A 21,043-nucleotide genomic window follows, 5' to 3' on the forward strand; every position below is an offset into this window, starting at 1 on the left:
GTCTGAGCAGCCCTGCGACCGCGGTTGGTGCGCGACAGGCGCTCGGCGACGCGACACCGCGGAGGGTGTGGTCGACCACAACAGACTTCGCGCACGTCCTGACATCCGCTCCGCCAGAGCCCGTGATGTCGAGGCGTACGCCGACACGCAGCCCGGGCAGACCGCCCTGGCCGCCGAGGAGCTCCCCCCGATGCTCGACGACGACACCACGACCGGCGACACCTCCAGCGAGACCCCCGCAGACGGGCAGGACGCCCCCGGGCCCGCCGAGGCCCCGGCGCCGGCGAAGAAGGCCACCCGCAGCCGCAAGACCGCCGCGCGGACCCGCACCACCACGACCATGCCCGCGGTCGAGCCGCCCGCTGCCGAGTCGGCTCCTGCCGCGACACCTGACGCCGAGGCCGCCGCCGAGCCGTCGCCCGACGCCGCGCCCCCGGCCAAGAAGGCGGCCGCTCGCAAGACCGCCGCCAAGAAGGCGCCGGCGAAGAAGACCGCGGCGCGCCGGACCACCAAGAAGGCGCCGGCGAAGAAGACCGCGGCGCGCCGGACCACCAAGAAGGCGGCGGCGGCCGAGGTCGCCCCGACCGACGCGCCCGCCCCGACCGACGAGGTCGGCGCGGAGCCGGCCGCCGAGCCTGTCGCCGAGCCTGGCGCTGCGGAGCCGGCGACCGGCGCGATGCCGCTCTTCCAGCCGCCGCCGAGGACCACGCCGCGCAAGCGCACGCAGAAGCGCGTCGCCCCGGTCGAGGAGCCGGCCGCCGACGAGGCGACCGAGGCGACCGAGCCGACCGAGACGGCGGTGGCGGGCGGCGACACCTCCGGGGCCCAGGGCCCCGACGACGCGACGCCGCGGACCTCGTCGAGGAAGTCCGGGGGCAAGAAGAAGAAGTCGACGGCCGACGCCGGCCAGGGCAGCGACGACGCCGACGGCGCGGCCGACGCCGCCGACGAGGGCGAGAAGCCCGCCGGCTCCGGCAAGAAGTCCGGCAAGAAGTCCGGCAAGGGCAAGAAGTCGGGGCAGCGGTCCGCCGACGCGGGCTCCGAGCCGACCGAGGGGGCCACCCCCGACGACGAGGTCGCGGACGACTCGGCGCAGACCGCCGAGCCCGACGAGACCGATCAGGTCACCGCCGGCGAGACGACCGAGTCCACCGAGTCCGGCGAGCCGGACGAGAGCGACGAGGGCGACGAGTCCGGGGACGACGGTGAGGGCGCCTCGCGCCGTCGTCGTCGCCGCGGTGGTCGTCGTCGCGGCCGTCGCTCCGGTGGTGGCTCCGGGGACGACGGCGAGGGCGCCGACGCCGAGCCCCAGGGTGGCGGCCAGCAGCGGCGCGGGTCGCAGTCCGGCCCCGACAGCGACACGGACTCCGAGGGCGACTCCGAGGGCAGCGACTCCGACGGCGACTCCGACGGCGACTCCGGGGGCGACTCCGGCTCCGGCGGCGGGTCCCGACGCCGACGGCGGCGGCGCCGCTCGGGTGACTCCGACGGTGGCGACACCGCTCGGCGCAACCCCGAGGACGAGATCACCAGCGTCAGCGGCAGCACCCGGCTGGAGGCGAAGAAGCAGCGCCGGCGCGAGGGCCGCGAGGCCGGCCGGCGTCGCGCACCGATCGTCAGCGAGGCCGAGTTCCTCGCACGCCGCGAGGCCGTCGACCGGGTGATGGTGATCCGTCAGCGCGAGGACCTGACGCAGATCGCGGTGCTCGAGGACGGCGTGCTGGTCGAGCACTACGTCGCCCGCGAGTCGCAGACCTCGATGATCGGCAACGTCTATCTCGGCCGGGTGCAGAACGTGCTGCCCTCGATGGAGGCCGCCTTCATCGACATCGGCAAGGGACGCAACGCCGTGCTGTACGCCGGCGAGGTCAACTGGCAGGCGCTGGGCCACAAGGACGGCCAGCCTCGCAAGATCGAGTCGGTGCTCTCCTCCGGCCAGACGATCCTGGTGCAGGTCACCAAGGACCCGATCGGCCACAAGGGTGCCCGGCTGACCGGTCAGGTGAGCCTCCCGGGCCGCTTCCTGGTCTACGTGCCGGAGGGCAACACCTCCGGCATCTCCCGCAAGCTTCCCGACACCGAGCGCAACCGCCTCAAGACGCTGCTCAAGCAGATCGTGCCCGACGGCGCCGGGGTGATCGTGCGCACTGCCGCCGAGGGCGCCTCCGAGGAGGAGCTGACCCTCGACGTCGAGCGCCTCACCGCCCGGTGGCAGGACATCGAGTCCAAGGTGAGCGGCGGCAAGTCGCCCCAGCTCCTCTACGGCGAGCCCGACCTGACGCTGAAGGTGGTGCGCGACCTCTTCACCGAGGACTTCGGACGCCTCGTGGTGGAGGGCGACGACGCCTGGGACCTGGTCGACGGCTACGTCTCGCACCTGGCCCCTGACCTCCGCGACCGGCTCGAGCACCACCAGCCCGACGGCTCCGGCGACGCCTTCGCGGCGTACCGGATCGACGAGCAGATCGCGAAGGGGCTCGACCGCAAGGTGTGGTTGCCCTCGGGTGGCTCGCTGGTCATCGACCGCACCGAGGCCATGACCGTGGTCGACGTCAACACCGGCAAGTTCACCGGGTCCGGGGGAAACCTGGAGGAGACGGTCACCAAGAACAACCTCGAGGCCGCCGAGGAGATGGTGCGCCAGCTCCGGCTGCGCGACATCGGCGGCATCATCGTCATCGACTTCATCGACATGGTGCTCGAGTCCAACCGCGACCTGGTGCTGCGCCGTCTCGTCGAGTGCCTCGGACGCGACCGGACCCGCCACCAGGTCGCCGAGGTCACCTCGCTCGGCCTGGTGCAGATGACCCGCAAGCGGATCGGCACCGGCCTCCTGGAGGCCTTCACCGACGAGTGCGAGCACTGCAAGGGCCGTGGCCTGGTGGTGCACGACCACCCGGTCGAGCCCAAGCAGCGCAGCGACGACGACGGTCGCGGACGCGGCGGCCGTGGGAGCCGCAGCGGCCGGGGCGGCCGAGGCGGCGGCGGCAACAACAGCGGCAACGGCGGCAACGGCGGCGGCAACGGTGACGGGGGCAGCGGCCGGGGCAGCGGCAGCGGCAGCGGCAGCGGCAGCGGCAGTGCCACCGCCGCGCGCACGGTCGGCCCGCCGTCGCCCGCCGACCTGGCCAACAGCCGTCCGCCGGAGGAGCGTCCCGACGAGCCCGCGGGCGACGAGGACCAGTCCCAGGACCAGCCGCAGGAGCAGTCGAAGGACCGGGACCAGTCGCAGGACCGGGCCCAGAGCCGCGCCGAGGAGCAGGAGCAGGTCGTCGGCGATGCCGTGACCGGCGAGGCCGCACCCGAGCTGCCCGCCGTCGACGACGCGGCCTCGGCCGACGAGGTCGTCGTGGGGGAGCCGGTCACCCCGGACCAGTCCGAGTCGCAGCCCGAGCCGCAGCCCGAGCCGCAGCCCGAGCCGGTCGACCCTGCCCCCCGCGTGGTCACCTCGACCCGGCGACGACGTGCCGGCCGCCCGGCCGGACCGCCGGTGGCGCCCACCGGCGACGCGGGACAGGGGCCGGCCGACGAGTCCGGCAGCGAGACCGCCGAGACCGACGCCGACGACTCCGCCGAGACCTCGGAGGACGGGTCGCTCATCGCCCACGTGCCGGTCAAGCGCAAGGGGGCGCGCAAGCGCTGAGCACCCGGCCGTGCGCGCGGTGGGGCCGTTTTGACCCCCCCGTGCGCGCGCCGGTACAGTTCGACCTTGGCGTGCGTCGTGCACGCCCTTCGCGCTGACCGCGCCCCGCCTCCGGGCGGACGACGCGCGGGCGGACGAAAACCCCGCATGATCCGGTTCCCGCAGCCAGGGAGCCCCCAGGCCACTGATCCGAGGAGAGTGAACCCGTGTACGCAGTCGTGCGCGCTGGCAGCAAGCAGCAGAAGGTTGCCGTGGGCGACGTCATCGAGATCGACCGGGTCGCGACGGGCGTCGGCGAGACGCTCACGCTCCCCGTCGTGATGGTGGTCGACGGCGAGCAGGTCACCGCCTCGGGTCTCGACAAGGCCGGCGTCACCGTCGAGGTCGTGGGTGCGGCCAAGGGCCCGAAGATCGTCATCCAGAAGTACAAGAACAAGACCGGCTACAAGAAGCGCCAGGGTCACCGCCAGAAGTACACCCAGGTCAAGGTCACCGACATCACCGTCTGAGACCGGTCTCCCGCCGCCTCCGACACGACGAACCCACGAAGGACACCCCATGGCACACAAGAAGGGTGCGGCCTCCACCAAGAACGGCCGCGACTCCAACGCCCAGCGCCTCGGCGTGAAGCGCTTCGGCGGCCAGCTGGTCAACGCCGGCGAGATCATCGTCCGCCAGCGCGGCACGCACTTCCACCCCGGCAGCGGCGTCGGCCGCGGCGGTGACGACACCCTCTTCGCCCTGGTGGGTGGCAACGTGGAGTTCGGCACCAAGCGCGGCCGCAAGGTCGTCAACATCGTGCCGGCGGGGGAGTGACCCCACTCCAGCACTGACACTGCTTCGCGACGGGCGCTCCTGAGACCATCGGGGGCGCCCGTCGCACGTCTTCACCCGCATCGAGGAGAGCAACCGTGGCCGTCCCCAGCTTCGTCGACCGAGTCCGACTGCACGTCGTGGCCGGGCGCGGCGGCAACGGTGTGGCCTCGGTGCACCGCGAGAAGTTCAAGCCGCTCGGCGGCCCCGACGGCGGCAACGGCGGGCCGGGCGGCTCGGTGGTGCTGCGCGTCGACCCCGACGTCACCACGCTTGTTGATTACCACCACCAGTCGCGCCGCGTCGCCACGCACGGCGGTCACGGGGCCGGCGGCCACCGCAACGGCGGCCACGGCGAGGACCTGGTGCTGGCGGTGCCCGACGGCACGGTCGTCACCGACGAGCGCGGCACCGTGCTCGGCGACCTGGTCGGAGCCGGCGCGGAGATGGTCGTGGCGCAGGGCGGCCGGGGTGGCCTCGGCAACGCCGCGCTGGCGTCGTCGAAGCGCAAGGCCCCCGGCTTCGCGCTGCTGGGCGAGCCCGGCGAGGACCGCTTCATCCACCTCGAGCTCAAGGTCGTCGCCGACGTCGGACTGGTCGGCTTCCCGAGCGCGGGCAAGTCCAGCCTGATCGCGGCGCTCTCGCGCGCCCGGCCCAAGATCGCCGACTACCCCTTCACCACGTTGATCCCCAACCTGGGTGTGGTCACCGCGGGCGAGACCACCTACACCGTCGCCGACGTGCCGGGGCTGATCGAGGGCGCCAGCGAGGGCCGCGGGCTCGGCCACGACTTCCTGCGCCACGTGGAGCGCTGCGCCGCGCTGGTGCACGTGGTCGACCTGGCCACCATGGAGCCGGGCCGCGACCCCGTCGGCGACCTGGGGGTCATCGAGCAGGAGCTGCAGCGCTACGGCGGCCTCGACGACCGCCCCCGCCTGGTCGCGCTCAACAAGGCTGACGTGCCCGACGGCCGTGACATGGCCGACCTGGTGCGCGCCGACGTCGAGCAGCGCGGCTGGCCCGTGTTCACGGTCAGCGCGGCCAGCCACGAGGGCCTGCGCGAGCTGTCCTTCGCGATGGCCGCCATCGTCCAGCAGCGGCGCGCCGCGACCGTGGCGGCCCCGGTGGAGCGCATCGTCATCCGGCCGCCCTCGACCAGCAGCGGCCCGGAGTTCACCGTCAAGCAGGTCGGCACGCCCGAGGGCGGCCGCGGCTGGCGGGTCCGCGGCGAGAAGCCGGAGCGCTGGATCCGGCAGACCGACTTCAGCAACGACGAGGCGGTCGGCTTCCTCTCCGACCGGCTCAACCGGCTGGGCGTCGAGGACCGTCTCGTGCAGCTCGGCGCCCAGGAGGGCGACTCGGTGCTGATCGGCGACCCGTCCGACGCCGTGGTCTTCGACTTCAAGCCCGGCATCGAGGCCGGCGCCCAGTCGCTCGGACGCCGCGGCGAGGACGAGCGCTTCACCGAGGACCGCCCCGCGGCCCGGCGCCGGCGCGACATCCAGGCCGGCATGGCCGGCCGGGCCGAGGGCGAGGAGCGGGCCGACGTCGCCCGTCGCCTGGCCGAGTCGGAGCCCGACGAGGAGCTGGAGCAGGAGTGACCCGCCCCCAGGTCCGCACGGCGCAGCGCGTCGTGGTGAAGGTCGGCTCGTCGTCGCTGACCACGGCCGCCGGGGGCATCGACCCCGCGCGGGTCGCGGGCCTGGTCGACGACCTGGCGGGGGTGCGGGAGCGGGGCGCCGACCTGGTGCTCGTCTCCTCCGGCGCCATCGCCGCGGGGCTGGCGCCGCTGCGCTTCCGGACCCGTCCCCGGGACCTGGCGCGGCAGCAGGCCGCCGCCTCGGTCGGGCAGGGACTGCTGGTGCACCGCTACACCGAGGAGTTCGCGCGGCACGACCTGGTCACCGGCCAGGTGCTGCTGACGGCCGACGACGTCACGCGGCGCAGCCACTACCGCAACGCCCAGCGCACCTTCGACAAGCTGCTCGAGCTGGGCGCCGTGCCGATCGTCAACGAGAACGACACGGTCGCCACGACCGAGATCCGCTTCGGCGACAACGACCGGCTGGCCGCGCTGGTCGCCCACCTGGTCCACGCCGACCTGCTGGTGCTGCTCTCCGACGTCGACGCCCTGTACGACGCCCCGCCGGGCCAGCCCGGGGCCTCGCCGGTCGCGGAGGTCGCCGACGTACGCCGCCTCACCGGCGTGCGGATCGGCCGCACCGGGACCGCCGGCATCGGCACGGGCGGCATGGAGACCAAGATCGACGCCGCCCGGATCGCCTCCGGGGCGGGCGTGCCGGTCGTGCTCACCGACATGAAGCGCGCCGGGGCGGCGCTGCGGGGCGACGAGGTCGGCACGCTCTTCCACCCCACCGGACGGCGGCGTCCCAGCCGGTTGCTGTGGCTGGCGCACGCGACCGATCCGCGGGGACGCCTGGTGATCGACGCCGGAGCGGTGCGGGCCGTGACCGAGCGGCGTGCCTCGCTGCTGCCCGCCGGCATCACCGAGGTGGTCGGCGGCTTCAGCGCCGGCGAGCCGGTCGAGCTGGCGGGTCCCGACGGCGTCGTCGTCGCCCGCGGGCTGGTCAACTACGACGCCGAGGAGCTCCCCGGTCTGCTCGGACGCTCGACCCGCGACCTCGCCCGCGAGCTGGGGGCGGCGTACGAGCGCGAGGTGGTGCACCGCGACGATCTCGTCGTGCTCGACGACGACGAGCAGGGCCCCGAGTAGACCCGTCGAATCTGCGCATTCCGCCACGACGACGCCCAGCATTCGGACAGACTGGGACGGCACCGCGGCGGTGCGGGGATGCCCTGTGAGGGGGAGTGGTGGAAGAGGTCGTGCGTCACTGGCACGTGACCCTGACGGTCGCGGGCACCCCGCTGGAGCCGCTGCTGGCGCGCGCCGCGATGCAGCGCCTGGCAGAGGACCGGCCGTTCCTCGACGCCGTGAGCACCACCGGTGACACCGCGGAGATCCGCTTCTGGGACCAGGGGGAGTCGATGCTCGACGTCGCCTCGCTGGCGATGCGGCTGTGGGCCGAGCACCGCGAGACCGCCAGGCTCCCCGACTGGGAGGTCGTGGGGCTGGAGATCGTGGAGAAGTCGATCCGCGACCGGCGGCCCTCCAACGGGCAGCACGCCTGAGGGTGGCCGGCCGACACTACGCTGAGGGCATGCCCGACCCCGTCTTCACCGCGGTCGCCGAGCGCGCCCGCGAGGCGGCGACCCGGCTCGCAGTCGCCACCCGAGCCACCAAGGACGCCGCCCTCCTCGCCATGGCCGACGCCCTGCTCGCCGACGCCGACGCCGTGCTCCGCGCCAACGACGCCGACGTGGCCGCGGCCCGCGAGGCGGGCACCGGCGAGCACCTCGTCGACCGGCTGCGGCTCGACCCGGGCCGCCTCGAGGCGATGGCCCAGGGGCTGCGCGACGTGGCGGGCCTGCCCGACCCGGTCGGCGAGGTGGTGCGGGGCTCCACGCTGGCCAACGGCCTGCAGCTGCGCCAGGTGCGGGTGCCCTTCGGGGTGGTCGGCATGGTCTACGAGGCCCGTCCCAACGTGACCGCGGACGCCGCGGGCATCTGCCTGAAGAGCGGCAACGCCGTGCTGCTGCGCGGCTCCTCGAGCGCCCGGCGCTCCAACGCCGCGATCGCTGACGCCCTGCGCGCGGGTGCGGCGCAGGCGGGGCTGCCCGCCGACGTGGTGCAGCTGGTGCCGGGCGAGGGGCACGACGCCGTCAAGCAGCTGATGCGCGCCCGCGGGCTGGTCGACGTGCTGATCCCGCGCGGGGGCGCCGGCCTGATCAGCTCGGTGGTCGAGGAGTCGACCGTGCCCGTGATCGAGACCGGGGTGGGCAACTGCCACGTCTACGTCGACCGCGACGCCGACCTCGACATGGCCGAGGCGATCGTGCTCAACGCCAAGACCCACCGCACCTCGGTCTGCAACGCCGCGGAGTCGCTGCTGGTGCACGCCGACCTCGCCGAGACCTTCGTGCCCCGCATCGTCCGGGCGCTGCAGGAGGCGGGGGTGACGATCCACGGCGACGCCGGCTTCGCGGCGTACGACGGGGTGGTGGCGGCCACCGACGACGACTGGGGCACCGAGTACCTCGGCCTGGAGATCAGCGCGGCCGTCGTGCCCGACCTCGACGCCGCCCTCGAGCACGTCCGCCGTTGGTCGTCGTCCCACAGCGACGCCATCGTCACCGACTCCCAGGCTGCGACGCAGCGCTTCGTCGCGGAGGTCGACTCCGCGGCCGTGCTCGTCAACGCCTCGACGCGCTTCACCGACGGCGGCGAGTTCGGCTTCGGAGCCGAGATCGGGATCTCCACGCAGAAGCTGCACGCGCGCGGCCCCATGGGCCTGCCCGAGATGACCTCCACCAAGTACGTCGTGACCGGCGCCGGCCACGTGAGGTGAGGCTGCTCCTCCTGACCTTCGGCTTCGGGGTGCTCTCCTCGAGCATCCCGGTCTTCAACATGGAGGCCTTCCTCGCCTTGGTCTACTCCCAGACCGAGCAGCGCGGCGCCTTCGAGCTCGCGCTGGTCGGCTCGGTGGGGCAGAACCTCGGCAAGCTGGTCTGGTACTACGCCTCGCTGGGCGCGATCGACCTGCGCTTCGTGCGGCGGCGGGCGAGCTCGCCGAAGCGGCAGGCCCAGCTCGAGCGCTGGCGGGGGCAGGTCGAGGGGCGTCCGGTGCGCAGCGGCCTGCTCAACTTCGTCTCCGCGGCGATCGGCTTCCCGCCCTTCTTCGTCATGGCCGTGCTCGCCGGGATGCTCCGGATGAACGTCGTGGTCTTCGTGGTGACCGGCATCGCCGGTCGCACCCTCTTCTTCCTCGCGCTGCTGCTCGGCGTCGGGCTCGTCGTCCGGTGAGGGCCTGGCCGCACCGGTCACGGCGGGCCGATAGGCTGCGCGCCATGTCGACGCTGCTGGCCACCGTGTTGCTGCTGCTCCTGCCCATGTCCGAGGCCGGGGGCGAGGAGAGCGGGCTCCTCGGGGCCCTCGTCATCGGCGGCGGCGCGCTCGTCGTCCTGCTGGGCTCGGTGATCGCGCTGATGTCCTTCGGCAAGGGACGCGATCACTCCTGAGCACGTCGGACCCCGCGGTCGTCGCGGACACCACCGAGGACCGCGGCCGCCGTCGGCGCGTCGGGGTCATGGGCGGCACCTTCGACCCCATCCACCACGGCCACCTCGTGGCCGCGAGCGAGGTGCAGGCCTGGTTCGACCTCGACCAGGTGGTCTTCGTGCCCACCGGGCAGCCCTGGCAGAAGGCGAGCCGCGAGGTCAGCCCCGCCGAGCACCGCTACCTGATGACCGTGGTCGCCACCGCGTCCAACCCGCGCTTCACCGTCAGCCGCGTCGACATCGACCGGGGCGGCCCGACGTACACCGTCGACACGCTGCACGACCTGCAGCTGCGCTTCCCCGACAGCGACCTCTACTTCATCACCGGCGCCGACGCGCTGGCCGACATCTTCACCTGGCGCGACGCCGACGAGCTCTTCGCGCTGGCGCAGTTCGTCGGCTGCACCCGCCCCGGCTACGAGATGGACCCCTCGACGCTCGACGGCATCCCGACCGACCGGGTGACCATCCTGGAGATCCCCGCCCTGGCGATCTCCTCCACCGACTGCCGTGATCGCCGCGCCAAGGGCGAGCCGGTCTGGTACCTCGTGCCCGACGGCGTCGTGCAGTACATCGCCAAGCACGACCTCTACGCCGAGAGGAGCCCCTCATGAGGTGCCCACGATGACCGCGACCGACGAGGCCGTCGCGCTGGTGCACGTCGCCGCCCGCGCCGCGGCCGACAAGCTGGGCGAGGACATCATCGCCTTCGACGTCTCCGAGCAGCTGGCGATCACGGACGCCTTCGTGCTGGTCACGGCCGGCAACGAGCGCCAGGTGAGGGCCGTGGTCGAGGCGGTCGAGGACCGCATGCGCGAGGCGGGCGCCAAGACCGTGCGCCGCGAGGGTCACCACGAGGGCCGCTGGGTGCTGCTCGACTTCGCCGACATCGTGGTGCACGTGATGCACACCGAGGAGCGCGAGTTCTACGCCCTCGAGCGGCTCTGGCGCGACTGCCCCAGCCTCGAGCTGCCGGCCGACGTCGTCTCCGGCCGTGGTTGACCCCTCCCCCGGGCAGGGCCGTCGCCTGGTCGTGCTGCGGCACGGTCGCACGGCGTGGAACGCCGAGGGGCGCGCCCAGGGCCACGAGGACATCGGGCTCGACGACCAGGGGCGGGAGCAGGCCGAGCGCACCGCCGAGGTGCTCGCGGCGTACGAGCCGTCGGTGCTGGTGTGCAGCGACCTCGCCCGCGCCCGCCAGACCGCCGCGCTGCTCGAGAAGGCGACCGGGCTGACCGCGGTCGAGGACCCGCGCCTGCGCGAGTACGACACCGGCGCCCGCACCGGCCTCACTGCCGCCGAGTACGCCGAGCGCGCCGGCACGGCGTACGAGCCTCCCGACGGCCACACGCTGCTCGACGTGCCCGGCGCCGAGCGGGTCGAGGAGGTCGCCGAGCGCATCGGTCCCGCCCTCCGCGAGGCCGTCGACCGGCTCGCGCCGGGGGAGACCGGCGTCGTCGTCACCCACGGCGCCGCCATGCGCGTGGGCCTCACCCGGCTGCTCGACCTGCCGGGCGAGGCGTACGCCGCCTTCGGCTCCATCCGCAACTGCGGCTGGGTCGAGGTCACCGAGCGCGGCGGCCGGCTCCGGCTGACGGCGTACGACGTGGTCGTGCCCGCCTGAGGGGGACCCCCCGATTGGCCTCCCCCGGAGGCGGCCAGTAGTATTCCGGTCGTTGCCCAGACGGCAGTTCGCGTCGGGCTCCCGGGGCTGTGGCGCAGCTGGTAGCGCATTTGCATGGCATGCAAAGGGTCAGGGGTTCGAGTCCCCTCAGCTCCACCGGACACGAAGGCCACCGCGATTCTCGCGGTGGCCTTCGGGCGTTTTCTGGGTGTGCCTGGCGCAGCTGGTATCGGCGGTGTCGTCCATCCTCAGCTCCACCGGACATGAAGGCCACCGCGATTCTCGCGGTGGCCTTCGGTCGTTTCCGGGGTCCTCCACCCGTCTCAGCTGTACGCCGACCCGTCTCATCTGCGCGCCGACCCGTCGCGTCTGTACGCCGACCCGTCTCATCTGCGCGCCGACCCGTCGCGTCTGTACGCCGACCCGTCGCGTCTGTACGCCGACCCGTCTCATCTGTACGCCGACCCGTCGCATGCGCGCGCACATGCGACGGGTGGGCGTCGCTCGCGGTCGATCCGGGTCCCGAGGTGATCAAGCCGCACCGCCACACCGCATTTGACCCTGAGAATCATTCTCAATACGGTGCAGCCTCCAGGACGACGAGGAGGCACCAGGTGGGTATGGAGGGATGGCGGGGCACGCGCTCGGGCGCGGCGGCGGCGACGGCGGTGATGCTGCTGGCGACCGCGGCGTGCGGCGTGGGGGAGCGCCGGGAGGCGGCGGGCGGCGGTGGTGGCGACACGCTGCGGGTGGTGAGCCCGATGGAGGTGCACGACCTCGCCCCGGCCACCAGCGACGCGCTCTTCACCCGGCTCGAGGTGACCGAGACGCTGGTCACCAGCGACCTTCAGGGCGAGCTGGCGCCGGGTCTGGCCGAGTCGTGGGAGAGCCCGGACGGCGGTCGCACCTGGGAGTTCGCCCTCCCCGACGGCGCCACCTTCCACGACGGCACGCCGGTCACCGGCGAGGCCGTGGCCGAGGCGCTGACCCGCGCGGCCGAGGAGGCCGCGAGCCCGCTGGCCGACACCCCGCTGCAGGAGATCACATGCGAGGGGCAGGACGTCACCGTGCGGATGTCGTCGCCGTCGCTGACGCTGCCGGCCGTGCTCACGCACTACAGCACCTCCGTGCTCGCCCCGGCGTCGTACGACGAGTCGGGCGCGGTCACCGAGGTGATCGGCACCGGGCCCTACCGGATCGACTCCATCGAGCTGCCCGCCAGCATCACCACCACGGCGTACGACGGGTGGCGCGGCGAGCAGCCCGAGGTGGAGCGGGTGAGCTTCCAGGCGGTCAGCCGTCCCGAGACCCGCGCGCTGATGGCCGTGGGCGACCAGGCCGACGTGGCCTTCGGTCTCGAGCCCGCCGGTCGGCAGCGCGTCGACGCGGCCGACGGCGCCACGATGGAGTCGACCCTGCAGCCGCGCACCATCTTGATGAAGGTCGACGCCGAGCACCCCGTGCTCCGCGACGTGAGGGTGCGGCAGGCCCTGAGCATGGGTCTCGACCGCGAGTCGATGGCCGACGCGGTGCTGCGCGAGGGCGAGCTCGCTGCCACGCAGCTGCTGCCGCCCTCGCTGGAGCAGTGGAACGACCCGGGCCTGGAGCCGCTCGAGCACGACGTCGCCGCGGCGCGTGCGCTGCTGGAGGAGGCCGGGTGGAGCGCCGGCGCCGACGGCATGATGCAGCGCGACGGCGAGCCGCTGCGGCTCACCCTGACCACCTACCCCGACCGGCCCGAGCTGCCCGCGCTCGCGACGACCATCCAGGCCGGACTGCGGGAGATCGGCGACGACCTGCGCGTCGACGTGACCAACTCCAGCGAGATCTCGAGCCGGCACGCCGACGACTCCCTCGAGCTCGGGCTGCTGGCGCGGCACTTCGCCCTGGTCTCCGACCCGCTCGTCACGGTGGCCGACACCTTCGCCCCCGACGGCGCCGACTTCGGCGCCATGAACTGGCGCGACGACGAGGTGGGCGCCGCCCTCGACGAGCTGCTCGCCGGCGCCTCGGGAGCGCGGGCAGAGGAGCTGCGCGCGGTCGTCACGACCACCGCGCAGGAGGAGCTGCCGCTGATCCCGGTCGCGTGGTACCGGATGAACGCCGCCGTCTCCGAGCGGGTCGACGGCTTCGTCATCGACCCGCTGGAGTCGTCGTGGCGCATCTCGGAGGTCTCGTGGGCACGCTGACCGCTCCGGGGCGCCCGCCGGCCACGACGACGCCACCGCGGCGTCGCGACACGGTGCCCTCGATCCTGCTGCGCCGTGCGCTGCAGGCCCTGGGCGTGGCGCTGCTCGTCTCGACCCTCTGCTTCGTCGTCGTACGCCGCCTCCCCGGCGACGCGGCGTACCGGATCGCGGCGGGCCGCTACGGCTACGACCTGGTCGACGCCGAGTCGGCCGACGCCGTGCGGGCCGAGCTCGGTCTCGACCGCCCCTGGTGGGCGCAGCTGGGCAGCTGGCTGGGCGACCTCGCGCAGCTGGACCTCGGCACCTCGCTGGTGACCTCGCGGCCGGTGCTGGAGGAGGTCTCCTACTACCTCGCGGGCACGCTGCAGCTGACGCTCGCCGCGCTGCTCGTGGCGGTGCTGGTCGGCGGGGCCGTGGGGACGCTCGCCGCGGCCCGCCCGGGAGGTGTGCTCGACCGGCTGGCCACGGCGTGGGTGGCGAGCGTGCGGGCGCTGCCGCCCTTCCTGCTCGGGCTGCTGCTCGTGCTGGTGGTCTCGGTCAGCCTCGGGCTGGTGCCCGCCGCCGGCCACGGCAGCGCGAGCACGCTGGCACTGCCGGCCCTGACGCTCGGACTCGGGCTGTCGGGCCTGGTCGCCCGGGTCACCCGCGACGCGATCGTGGAGGTCCGCGCGAGCGAGCACGTGCGCTTCGCCCGCACCAAGGGGCTCTCGGAGCGGCTGGTGCTGGCGCGCCACGTGGTGCGCAACGCCGCCGTCGTCCTGGTGCCCTACCTCGGGGTGCAGGTGGTGGTCCTCGTCGAGGGCGTCGTCGTGGTCGAGAGCCTCTTCGGCTGGCAGGGCCTGGGCCACGCCCTGGTGCACGCCGTCTTCTGGCGCGACGTACCGGTGCTGCAGGCCACCGCGCTGCTGCTCGCCCTGCTCATCGTCGCGGTCAACACGGCCGTCGACCTGACGGTGCGGTGGCTCGACCCCCGTCCGCGTGGCCGACGGGCGGTGGCGGCATGAGCGCGCTCGCCCGGGAGGTCGTGCCCGAGGAGGTCGTCCGTCCGGTCGTACGACGGCGCTCCCGCGGGCGGGTGCTGAGCGCGTCGCTGCTCGGTGTCCTCGTGGCCTTCGCGCTCGTGGGCCCGTGGCTGCTCGGCGACCCCACCGCGCAGGACCTCGACCGCTACCTGCAGCCGCCGACGTGGAGCGAGCCGCTGGGGCGCGACGACTACGGCCGCAGCGTGCTGGCGCGGGTCGCCCACGCGACCCGGCTCTCCCTCGTCCTGGCCGCGCTCTGCGTGGCGACCGCCCTGGTGGTCGGCACCGCGCTCGGCGTGCTCGCCGCGTGGCGCGGCGGCTGGCTCGACGCGGTGCTGCGGGCGGTCTCGGAGACCTTCGTGGCGGTACCCGCGCTGCTGGTCGTGCTGCTCGTGGCGGCCACCGCCGCCGACGGCAGCGTGGTCGCGCTCTACGTCGGCCTCGCGCTGGCGCAGTGGGTGGAGTACTTCCGCGTGGTGCGCTCGCGCTGCGAGCGGGTGCTCGGGTCGGCCGCGGTGGAGGCCGCCGGCCTGCTGCGGCTCGGCCCGTGGCACGTCGTACGCCGCCACCTGTGGCCCGACGTGCGTCCCCTGCTGACCACGCTGGCCTCGCTCGGGATGGTCACCTCCATCCTGGCGATGTCGACCCTCGGCTTCGTCAAGGTCGGGCTGCAGCCGCCGCGCGCCGAGCTCGGCCTGATGATCACCGAGTCCTTCCCCTACTACGACGTGGCCCCCTGGATGGCGCTCGCCCCGGTCGCGGTGCTCTTCTGCCTGACCGTGGGCTTCCTCGGGCTGCGTCGCTCGGAGGTGCCCGCATGACCGCCACCCGTCCCGCCCACCCGGCCACCGCCAACCGGACCCCCGACCTCGTGGTCGACCGGGTGCGGGTCGGCCACGCCGGCCGCACGCTCGTCGACGTCGGCGACGTGCGGCTGGAGCCGGGGCGCGCCCTGACCGTCGTGGGCGAGAGCGGCTCGGGCAAGTCGCTGCTGGCCCACGCCCTGATGGGCACCTCGGCGCCCGAGCTGGAGGTCTCGGGCCGGATGACGCTCGGCGCCGGCCCGGCGCACGACCTGGCCGACCGGCGCTCCCGCAGGCGGCTGTGGGGCCGGCAGCTCGCGCTGCTCCCGCAGGAGCCGGCGCTGGCGCTCGACCCGACGATGCGGGTGCGGCACCAGGTCGCCGAGGGCGTCCCGGGCTACGGGCGTCGGACCGGCGGGCGGCTCTGGGGGCGGCCGAGGAGTCGCTGGCGGGGCTCGGCGTCGGTGCGGCCGGGGCGGCGTACCCCCACACGCTGTCGGGCGGCATGGCCCAGCGCGTGGCGTACGCCGCGGCCACCTTCGGCGGCGCGCCCGTGCTCGTCGTCGACGAGCCCTCGAAGGGCCTCGACGCCGTCGCGGTCGACCGGCTCGCCGAGCTGCTGCTCGCCCACCTGGAGCGCGGCGGGCTGCTCCTCACCATCACCCACGACCTGCGGCTGGCGCGCCGGCTCGGCGGCGAGGTGATGGTGATGCGCGACGCGGAAGTCGTCGAGCGCGGCTCCGTCGACGACGTCCTCGACCGTCCGTCCCACGACTACAGCCGCCGTCTCGTCGCGGCCGAGCCCGCGCGGTGGCGCCACCCGTGGGTCGCCGGCGCCTCGTCGTACGCCGAGGGGACCGAGCTCGTCGTGGCCGACGGCGTGACCAAGCGCTACGGCGAGCAGGTCGTGCTGAGTGCGGTGAACCTCCGGATCGGCGCGGGGGAGCGGTGGTCGGTCAGCGGGCCGAGCGGCTCCGGCAAGAGCACGCTGGGCAACGTGCTGCTGGGGCTCACCGGCATCGACGGCGGCGCCGTACGACGCACCGCGGAGGCAGGTCCGGGGCGGTGCCAGAAGCTCTACCAGGACCCTGCGCTGTCGTTCCCGCCCGCGGTCTCCCTGGGCCGTGCGCTCGGCGACGTCGCCCGGCTGCACGGTGCCGCGCCGGGGCGGCTCGAGCAGCTGCTCGACGCCGTCGCCCTGCGGCCCGAGCTGCTCGAGCGGCGTCCGGGCCAGGTCTCGGGAGGCGAGCTGCAGCGACTGGCGGTGGTGCGCGCGATGCTGACGCGACCGGCGCTGGTGCTGGCCGACGAGGCCACCTCGCGGCTCGACCTGCTCACCCAGGAGCGCACCACCGCCTGCCTGGTGGAGGAGGTCGTCCAGGAGGGCGCCGCACTGCTGTGGATCACCCATGACGCCGACCTGGCCGCCGCCGTGGCCCACCGGGACTTGCCCCTGGGCTGACGCGCCGTCGCACGAGGCCGGGGCCGGCGAGGGCGGCGGTCACCAGGGCGGCGGCCACCCCGACCGCCTCGGGGGCGAAGGTGCGCTCGTGCCGGGCGACCATCCAGGCGCCGAGACCCACGCCGGCCACGAGGCCGAGGAGGAGCAGGCGGAGGGCCAGGTCGGTGAGGAGGCGGCGGGGCGGGGTGCTCATGGCGGCAGCCTGCGCCGCGGCGGGGCCGTGCGCAGCAGTCGCGGGACGGCCCGGGACCGCGCGGGACGCCGGGAGGACCATCGCGGGACGCCGTCCGGTCCACGCTGCCGCCATGAGCACGCACACCCCCGGTCCTCGCACCGCCGTCGCCACCACCCGCGCGCCGTCGTACGCCGCGCTGATCGGCACGGTCTACGTGGTCAACGTCCTCGTGATGAGCCTCAGCATCACCGCCGAGATCGCCCTCGGCTACGTCGGCAGCGGCGACCAGCCACGCTCGCTGGGCGAGCAGCTCGCGGGCGTGCTCGGCTTCGGCACGCTGGGGCTGGTGGTCTCGCTCGTCGGCGCCCGCTACCTCAGCGGACGACGGGCGCAGGCGGGAGCGATCGGCTTCGGTGTGCTGTGCGTCCCGGCGCTGGCCTTCTTCTGGTGCGGGATGCCCGGCATGCTCGGCGCGACCGCGGCCCACCTCGCCGGCCTGACCCGCGGCGGCGAGCCGCTCCGTGGCACGGCGCGCAGCTGCGGCGTCGTCGGTCTGGTGCTGGCGGTGGCCAACCCGCTGCTCACCGCGGTGCTGGTGGGAGGCTCCTGGGCGAGCGAGCTGCTCTAGGTCGCGCGGCACTAGGCTCCACCCGTGCTCCTCGTCGCGCAGCTGCTCGCCGGCCTCGCCGCGGCCGTGCACGTCTACATCTTCGTGCTGGAGTCGCTGCGCTGGACCCACCCCTCGACACGGCGGGTCTTCGGCACCACGGCGGAGACGGCCGAGACGACTCGGCAGCTCGCCTACAACCAGGGCTTCTACAACCTCTTCCTGGCCGCAGGGGCGGTCGCCGGCGCCCTGCTCGTGGGCACCGACCGCGCGGTCGGCACGGCCCTGCTCGTGCTCAGTGTCGGGTCGATGCTGGCCGCGGCCCTGGTGCTGGTCCTCTCCGACCGCGGCAAGGTGCGACCCGCCGTCGTGCAGGGGCTCCTCCCGGCTCTCACGCTGCTGCTCCTGCTGCTGGCGTGAGCCTCACGCCCTGCGGTGGGCCCGCACGATCCGGCCGGCGTGGACCCGGTCCTCGGCGCCCAGCTTGAGCACCACCGACGAGACGTAGTTGGCCACGGTCTTGGTCGACAGGCCGAGGCGCCCGGCGATCATGGGGTTGGTCAGGCCCCGGCTGAGGAGGTCGCCGATCACCACCTCGCGTGGGGTCAGGCCCCCCGGCAGGTCGGGTGCGGCCGCGGGGGTCCCGAAGCCGGGCCGCTCGACGCCGCCGCCGATCCACAGCCCGCCGTCTCGGGCGGCGTCCACGGCGGCGACGATCTGCTCGGGCTCCGCATGCTTGCCGACGTACGCCGTGGCGCCCGCGTCGAGAGCGCGACGCACGGAGCCCTCGTCGGAGAAGAGGGTCACGACCACGACCGCCACGTCCGGGTGCTCGGCCCTGATCCGGGCGGTGGCGGTGAAGCCGTCGCCGTCGGGCATCGCCAGGTCCATCAGCACCACCTCCGGCTGGACGTCGGCGACGACCTCGACCGCCTCGAGACCTCCCGACGCCTGGCCGACGACCTCGTGACCGCTGGCCCGCAGCATCCCCACCAGACCCCGGCGGAAGACCGGGTGGTCGTCGACGACGACGACCCTGGTCACGGTGCCACCAGGGGCAGTGCCACGCGCAGCCGGCACCCGGGCCCGGTGCGGTCGTAGCGGGCGGTGCCGCCGACCTCCGCCGCGCGCTCGGCGAGCGCGTGCATCCCGACGCCCGCGCGGACCTCCACCGGCAGCCCGGGACCGTCGTCGTCGACGTCGAGGAGCAGGCATCCCGACTCCACCCGCAGGTGGACGCGCACCGTCGACCCGGGCGCGTGGCGGCGTGCGTTGGTGACGGCCTCCTGCGTGATCCGCAGGGCCGCGAGGTCGACCGCCGCCGGGAGGTCGAGGACGCCGGGGGCCTCGAGCCGGAGGTCGGGGCCGCCCACCCGGTCGTGCACCGCGGCCACCAGCCCGTGGTCGTCGAGCACCGGCGGACGCAGGCCGTAGGCGAGCTCGCGCGAGCGGGTCACGGCCTGCCGGATCTCCCGGTGCAGCTCGGCCGCGTCGGCGGAGCCGGTCGTGGTGGCGAGGGCCGAGGCGCTCAACGCGATGCCGGAGAGGGTGGGACCGAGGTCGTCGTGCAGCTCGCGTCGCAGCCGACGGCGCTCCTCCTCCCGCGCGGCGACCACGCGGGTGCGTGACTCCTGCAGCGCCGCGAGCGTGCGCGCGGCCTCCAGCGACGGGGCCGCCTGGGCGACCAGGGCCGCCACCACCCGCCGGTCCCGACGGGTGAGGTCCGACTCGCCACGGCGCGGCGCCAGCTCGAGCGTCGCCAGCGGCTCGCCCCGGAAGTCCACCTGGGAGCGGACGGCCGCGTCCGGCGTACCGATCTCCACGGCGTCGAACCAGTCGCCGCTGATGCGCCCGCCCGCCAGGTACGCCGCGTCGACCACCGCCTCCAGCACCACGCGTGCCGCGTCGTCGTGGCCGGAGGGGGTGCTCAGCCTCACGAGCATGCGGTCGACGGCACGCTGAGGGTCGGGGCGGCTGCGGTAGACCAGCCAGTCGGCGGCTCTCCGCGCGGCGAGGGCGGTGGGGGCACCGAGCAGCGACACCACCACGACGCGCACCCAGGTCTCCGCCGGCACGGCGAGCACGACGAGCGTCAGGCCGCTGACGGTGAGCAGCGTCGCGGTGACGACGTGCAGGGCGGCGTCGACGTCGACGGCAGCCGGGGCCACGAGCCCGACGGCGAGCCCGAGCATCACGGGCAGGATCGCGAGGCTGGCGCCGAGCCGGGCACCCGGGCTGCCCGTCCCGATCGCGCCGAACGCCGCCTGCGTGACGGCGTAGCCGGCGAGGGTCAGCAGGACACCGAGCAGCACCCACCGCACCGCCACGCGCTCCGCGGTGGTCGCGCGGCGGCGGTAGCGCACGACCGGTCCGACCAGGAGCAGCAGCTGGCTCATCGCGAACCACGGCCACCAGGGCAGCTCGCTCCAGGCGCCGCCGCTGGCCAGCTCCAGGGCGGTCAGGACGACGCACGCCAGGACGGGCAGCGCCAGCCAGCGCGGTGTCACCCTGCCGTCGGGGAAGGTGGCCGCGACCAGGGGGAAGGCCGCGAACCACAGCGGCGCCAGGCCGGGTGCGGCCATGGCGGCGTACACGAGGAGCACGGCCGCGACGGCGACCCAGCGGCGACCGCCTCGCGAGCGCAGGACGGCGTGCCCCACCACGAGGGCGGCGAGGGTGAGCGCGGTCGCGACCACCGCGACCTCGCCCGCCCTCGCCAGGACCTCCGCGGTCATGGGCTGATCCTGACGCTCAGCGTCGTGCCTTGACCAGCATCGCGATGCCGAGCACCAGCGAGCCGAGCACGAAGGTGACCAGGCCCCAGGGCGCGGCCCAGGGGGCGGCGAGCTGGTGGGCGGGCCCCAGCAGCAGCAGTGCGAGCACCACGGCGAGGGGCGTGCCGACGAGGCCGGAGCGCCGGCCGGCGGTGAGGAGCATGACGTACCAGCCGGTCGAGCCCACCGCGACGAGCACGAGCGCGGCCGTGATCGCGACGTACGACGCCTGCAGCGCGGCCGCCTGCACCTCGGCACGCGGGGAGACGTCGGCCAGCCCGGCGCCCACCGAGGTGTAGAGGCTCAGCGACCCCGCGGCCGCGAGCAGCCAGCCCGCGCCCGCCACGAGTCCCATGACCAGCCCCACCGTGCTCGCCACGGACGCGTGCGGCCGGGACAGGCGCAGGACCCGCCACGTGGCGAGCACGAGCGTGAGCAGGCAGCCGCCGATCACCGAGAAGAGGACGACCTCGACGGTGCCCACCCAGGGCGCCGCCTCCAGCGTCTCCAGGGTCGGCACGTCGGTGTCGGAGGACGAGAGCAGCGCCACCAGGAGCGGTTGGCACAGCCAGGCGACGAAGCCACCCACGCCGGCCCGTCCCGCCGTGCGCAGCAGCCGCCGTCGCTCCTCGGTGTGCGGGTCGTCCGTGTGGTCGTGTGGTCGCGGGGGATCGGCGGGGGTGCCGAGCAGGTCAGCGGTGCTCATGGGGTCCTCCTGGGTCGGGTGCTCAGGACCGCACGCTCGCCCCGGGACGTCCCGGGCGGGAAGGGAACCGCGATCACGGCCGGTCGTCG

23 protein-coding genes and 1 tRNA gene are annotated in these 21,043 nt (G+C 74.5%); 20 read left to right on the forward strand and 4 right to left on the reverse strand.

Annotated features, from left to right (window positions below; translation table 11 throughout):
- Window positions 1-67 precede the first annotated feature (67 nt).
- The 18 genes from IG63_RS20915 (at window position 68) to IG63_RS20920 (ending at window position 16,692) form a co-directional block, all read left to right on the forward strand.
- Window positions 68-3,643 (forward strand): Rne/Rng family ribonuclease, encoded by a 3,576-nt coding sequence (locus IG63_RS20915; protein ID WP_245604461.1) that lies wholly within the window; start codon window positions 68-70, stop codon window positions 3,641-3,643.
- Window positions 3,644-3,849: 206 nt separating this feature from the next.
- Window positions 3,850-4,152, forward strand: a complete 303-nt coding sequence (gene rplU / locus IG63_RS0115645; RefSeq protein WP_030485291.1) for a 50S ribosomal protein L21 — start codon at window positions 3,850-3,852, stop codon at window positions 4,150-4,152.
- A gap of 49 nt (window positions 4,153-4,201) precedes the next feature.
- Entirely contained in the window at window positions 4,202-4,459 is a 258-nt protein-coding gene (rpmA, locus tag IG63_RS0115650) for a 50S ribosomal protein L27 (protein ID WP_030485292.1), read from the forward strand.
- A 95-nt stretch (window positions 4,460-4,554) separates the two neighbouring features.
- Window positions 4,555-6,057: a GTPase ObgE gene (obgE, locus tag IG63_RS0115655; RefSeq protein WP_030485293.1), complete on the forward strand. Its 1,503-nt coding sequence runs from the start codon at window positions 4,555-4,557 to the stop codon at window positions 6,055-6,057.
- Complete coding sequence (gene proB / locus IG63_RS0115660; RefSeq protein ID WP_030485294.1) at window positions 6,054-7,190, forward strand: glutamate 5-kinase; 1,137 nt, start codon at window positions 6,054-6,056, stop codon at window positions 7,188-7,190. The genes obgE and proB overlap by 4 nt, the downstream gene beginning before the upstream one ends.
- 98 nt (window positions 7,191-7,288) lie before the next feature.
- On the forward strand, window positions 7,289-7,606 hold the full coding sequence (locus tag IG63_RS0115665; RefSeq protein WP_157210224.1) for a hypothetical protein: 318 nt from the start codon (window positions 7,289-7,291) through the stop codon (window positions 7,604-7,606).
- A gap of 29 nt (window positions 7,607-7,635) precedes the next feature.
- Window positions 7,636-8,883, forward strand: coding sequence for a glutamate-5-semialdehyde dehydrogenase (locus IG63_RS0115670; protein WP_030485296.1), 1,248 nt, complete (start codon window positions 7,636-7,638; stop codon window positions 8,881-8,883).
- Window positions 8,880-9,338 carry a hypothetical protein gene (locus tag IG63_RS0115675; protein ID WP_030485297.1) on the forward strand — a complete coding sequence of 153 codons (459 nt, stop codon included), beginning with the start codon at window positions 8,880-8,882 and terminating at the stop codon, window positions 9,336-9,338. Before IG63_RS0115670 ends, IG63_RS0115675 begins: the two co-directional genes overlap by 4 nt.
- A 44-nt stretch (window positions 9,339-9,382) precedes the next feature.
- Window positions 9,383-9,553 carry a hypothetical protein gene (locus tag IG63_RS22760; RefSeq protein WP_157210225.1) on the forward strand — a complete coding sequence of 57 codons (171 nt, stop codon included), beginning with the start codon at window positions 9,383-9,385 and terminating at the stop codon, window positions 9,551-9,553.
- The gene (gene nadD / locus IG63_RS0115685) at window positions 9,550-10,206 is read left to right on the forward strand and encodes a nicotinate-nucleotide adenylyltransferase (protein ID WP_169741806.1); all 657 of its coding nucleotides are present in this window, start codon (window positions 9,550-9,552) and stop codon (window positions 10,204-10,206) included. The genes IG63_RS22760 and nadD overlap by 4 nt, the downstream gene beginning before the upstream one ends.
- A 10-nt stretch (window positions 10,207-10,216) precedes the next feature.
- A complete protein-coding gene (rsfS, locus tag IG63_RS0115690) occupies window positions 10,217-10,594 on the forward strand; it encodes a ribosome silencing factor (RefSeq protein WP_030485299.1) in 378 nt (125 codons plus the stop codon).
- Window positions 10,587-11,216: a histidine phosphatase family protein gene (locus tag IG63_RS0115695; RefSeq protein ID WP_030485300.1), complete on the forward strand. Its 630-nt coding sequence runs from the start codon at window positions 10,587-10,589 to the stop codon at window positions 11,214-11,216. Before rsfS ends, IG63_RS0115695 begins: the two co-directional genes overlap by 8 nt.
- Before the next feature lie 83 nt (window positions 11,217-11,299).
- A tRNA-Ala gene (locus tag IG63_RS0115700) sits at window positions 11,300-11,372 on the forward strand.
- A 464-nt stretch (window positions 11,373-11,836) separates the two neighbouring features.
- A complete protein-coding gene (locus IG63_RS0115705) occupies window positions 11,837-13,405 on the forward strand; it encodes an ABC transporter substrate-binding protein (protein WP_051706972.1) in 1,569 nt (522 codons plus the stop codon).
- Window positions 13,393-14,409, forward strand: coding sequence for an ABC transporter permease (locus IG63_RS0115710; protein ID WP_211249350.1), 1,017 nt, complete (start codon window positions 13,393-13,395; stop codon window positions 14,407-14,409). The genes IG63_RS0115705 and IG63_RS0115710 overlap by 13 nt, the downstream gene beginning before the upstream one ends.
- Window positions 14,406-15,248 carry an ABC transporter permease gene (locus IG63_RS0115715; RefSeq protein WP_084597243.1) on the forward strand — a complete coding sequence of 281 codons (843 nt, stop codon included), beginning with the start codon at window positions 14,406-14,408 and terminating at the stop codon, window positions 15,246-15,248. Before IG63_RS0115710 ends, IG63_RS0115715 begins: the two co-directional genes overlap by 4 nt.
- Window positions 15,245-15,934 (forward strand): ATP-binding cassette domain-containing protein, encoded by a 690-nt coding sequence (locus IG63_RS23630; protein WP_157210227.1) that lies wholly within the window; start codon window positions 15,245-15,247, stop codon window positions 15,932-15,934. Before IG63_RS0115715 ends, IG63_RS23630 begins: the two co-directional genes overlap by 4 nt.
- Before the next feature lie 5 nt (window positions 15,935-15,939).
- Complete coding sequence (locus IG63_RS20920; protein ID WP_245604462.1) at window positions 15,940-16,692, forward strand: ATP-binding cassette domain-containing protein; 753 nt, start codon at window positions 15,940-15,942, stop codon at window positions 16,690-16,692.
- Here IG63_RS20920 and IG63_RS22770 read toward each other — a convergent pair.
- Entirely contained in the window at window positions 16,634-16,885 is a 252-nt protein-coding gene (locus IG63_RS22770) for a hypothetical protein (protein WP_157210229.1), read from the reverse strand. The two genes, IG63_RS20920 and IG63_RS22770, sit on opposite strands and share 59 nt — an antisense overlap.
- Before the next feature lie 112 nt (window positions 16,886-16,997).
- Between IG63_RS22770 and IG63_RS0115725 the strand changes: the two genes are divergently transcribed.
- The gene (locus IG63_RS0115725; protein WP_030485304.1) at window positions 16,998-17,495 is read left to right on the forward strand and encodes a hypothetical protein; all 498 of its coding nucleotides are present in this window, start codon (window positions 16,998-17,000) and stop codon (window positions 17,493-17,495) included.
- A 24-nt stretch (window positions 17,496-17,519) separates the two neighbouring features.
- On the forward strand, window positions 17,520-17,894 hold the full coding sequence (locus tag IG63_RS0115730; protein WP_030485305.1) for a DUF1304 domain-containing protein: 375 nt from the start codon (window positions 17,520-17,522) through the stop codon (window positions 17,892-17,894).
- 3 nt (window positions 17,895-17,897) lie between these two features.
- Here IG63_RS0115730 and IG63_RS0115735 read toward each other — a convergent pair whose 3' ends face one another.
- Genes IG63_RS0115735 through IG63_RS0115745 form a run of 3 tightly spaced genes read right to left on the reverse strand, consistent with a single transcriptional unit; the run spans window position 17,898 to window position 20,954 of the window.
- Window positions 17,898-18,518 (reverse strand): response regulator transcription factor, encoded by a 621-nt coding sequence (locus IG63_RS0115735; RefSeq protein WP_030485306.1) that lies wholly within the window; start codon window positions 18,516-18,518, stop codon window positions 17,898-17,900.
- Entirely contained in the window at window positions 18,515-20,209 is a 1,695-nt protein-coding gene (locus IG63_RS0115740) for a sensor histidine kinase (RefSeq protein WP_030485307.1), read from the reverse strand. Before IG63_RS0115740 ends, IG63_RS0115735 begins: the two co-directional genes overlap by 4 nt.
- 16 nt (window positions 20,210-20,225) lie before the next feature.
- Window positions 20,226-20,954 carry a hypothetical protein gene (locus tag IG63_RS0115745; RefSeq protein WP_030485308.1) on the reverse strand — a complete coding sequence of 243 codons (729 nt, stop codon included), beginning with the start codon at window positions 20,952-20,954 and terminating at the stop codon, window positions 20,226-20,228.
- Window positions 20,955-21,043 lie beyond the last annotated feature (89 nt).

Source organism: Nocardioides aequoreus, from assembly GCF_000720335.1.
Lineage (GTDB): Bacteria > Actinomycetota > Actinomycetes > Propionibacteriales > Nocardioidaceae > Marmoricola > Marmoricola aequoreus.

Excerpts from the sequence above, each read along its gene's own strand:
- IG63_RS23630 (WP_157210227.1), top strand. The coding sequence starts at position 15,245 with ATGACCGCCACCCGTCCCGCCCACCCGGCCACCGCCAACCGGACCCCC.
- IG63_RS22760 (WP_157210225.1), top strand. The coding sequence starts at position 9,383 with ATGTCGACGCTGCTGGCCACCGTGTTGCTGCTGCTCCTGCCCATGTCC.
- IG63_RS0115745 (WP_030485308.1), bottom strand. The coding sequence starts at position 20,954 with ATGAGCACCGCTGACCTGCTCGGCACCCCCGCCGATCCCCCGCGACCA.
- IG63_RS0115705 (WP_051706972.1), top strand. The coding sequence starts at position 11,837 with ATGGAGGGATGGCGGGGCACGCGCTCGGGCGCGGCGGCGGCGACGGCG.
- rpmA (WP_030485292.1), top strand. The coding sequence starts at position 4,202 with ATGGCACACAAGAAGGGTGCGGCCTCCACCAAGAACGGCCGCGACTCC.
- IG63_RS0115725 (WP_030485304.1), top strand. The coding sequence starts at position 16,998 with ATGAGCACGCACACCCCCGGTCCTCGCACCGCCGTCGCCACCACCCGC.
- IG63_RS0115715 (WP_084597243.1), top strand. The coding sequence starts at position 14,406 with ATGAGCGCGCTCGCCCGGGAGGTCGTGCCCGAGGAGGTCGTCCGTCCG.
- rsfS (WP_030485299.1), top strand. The coding sequence starts at position 10,217 with ATGACCGCGACCGACGAGGCCGTCGCGCTGGTGCACGTCGCCGCCCGC.
- IG63_RS0115670 (WP_030485296.1), top strand. The coding sequence starts at position 7,636 with ATGCCCGACCCCGTCTTCACCGCGGTCGCCGAGCGCGCCCGCGAGGCG.
- IG63_RS0115740 (WP_030485307.1), bottom strand. The coding sequence starts at position 20,209 with ATGACCGCGGAGGTCCTGGCGAGGGCGGGCGAGGTCGCGGTGGTCGCG.
- IG63_RS20920 (WP_245604462.1), top strand. The coding sequence starts at position 15,940 with ATGCGCGACGCGGAAGTCGTCGAGCGCGGCTCCGTCGACGACGTCCTC.
- IG63_RS22770 (WP_157210229.1), bottom strand. The coding sequence starts at position 16,885 with ATGAGCACCCCGCCCCGCCGCCTCCTCACCGACCTGGCCCTCCGCCTG.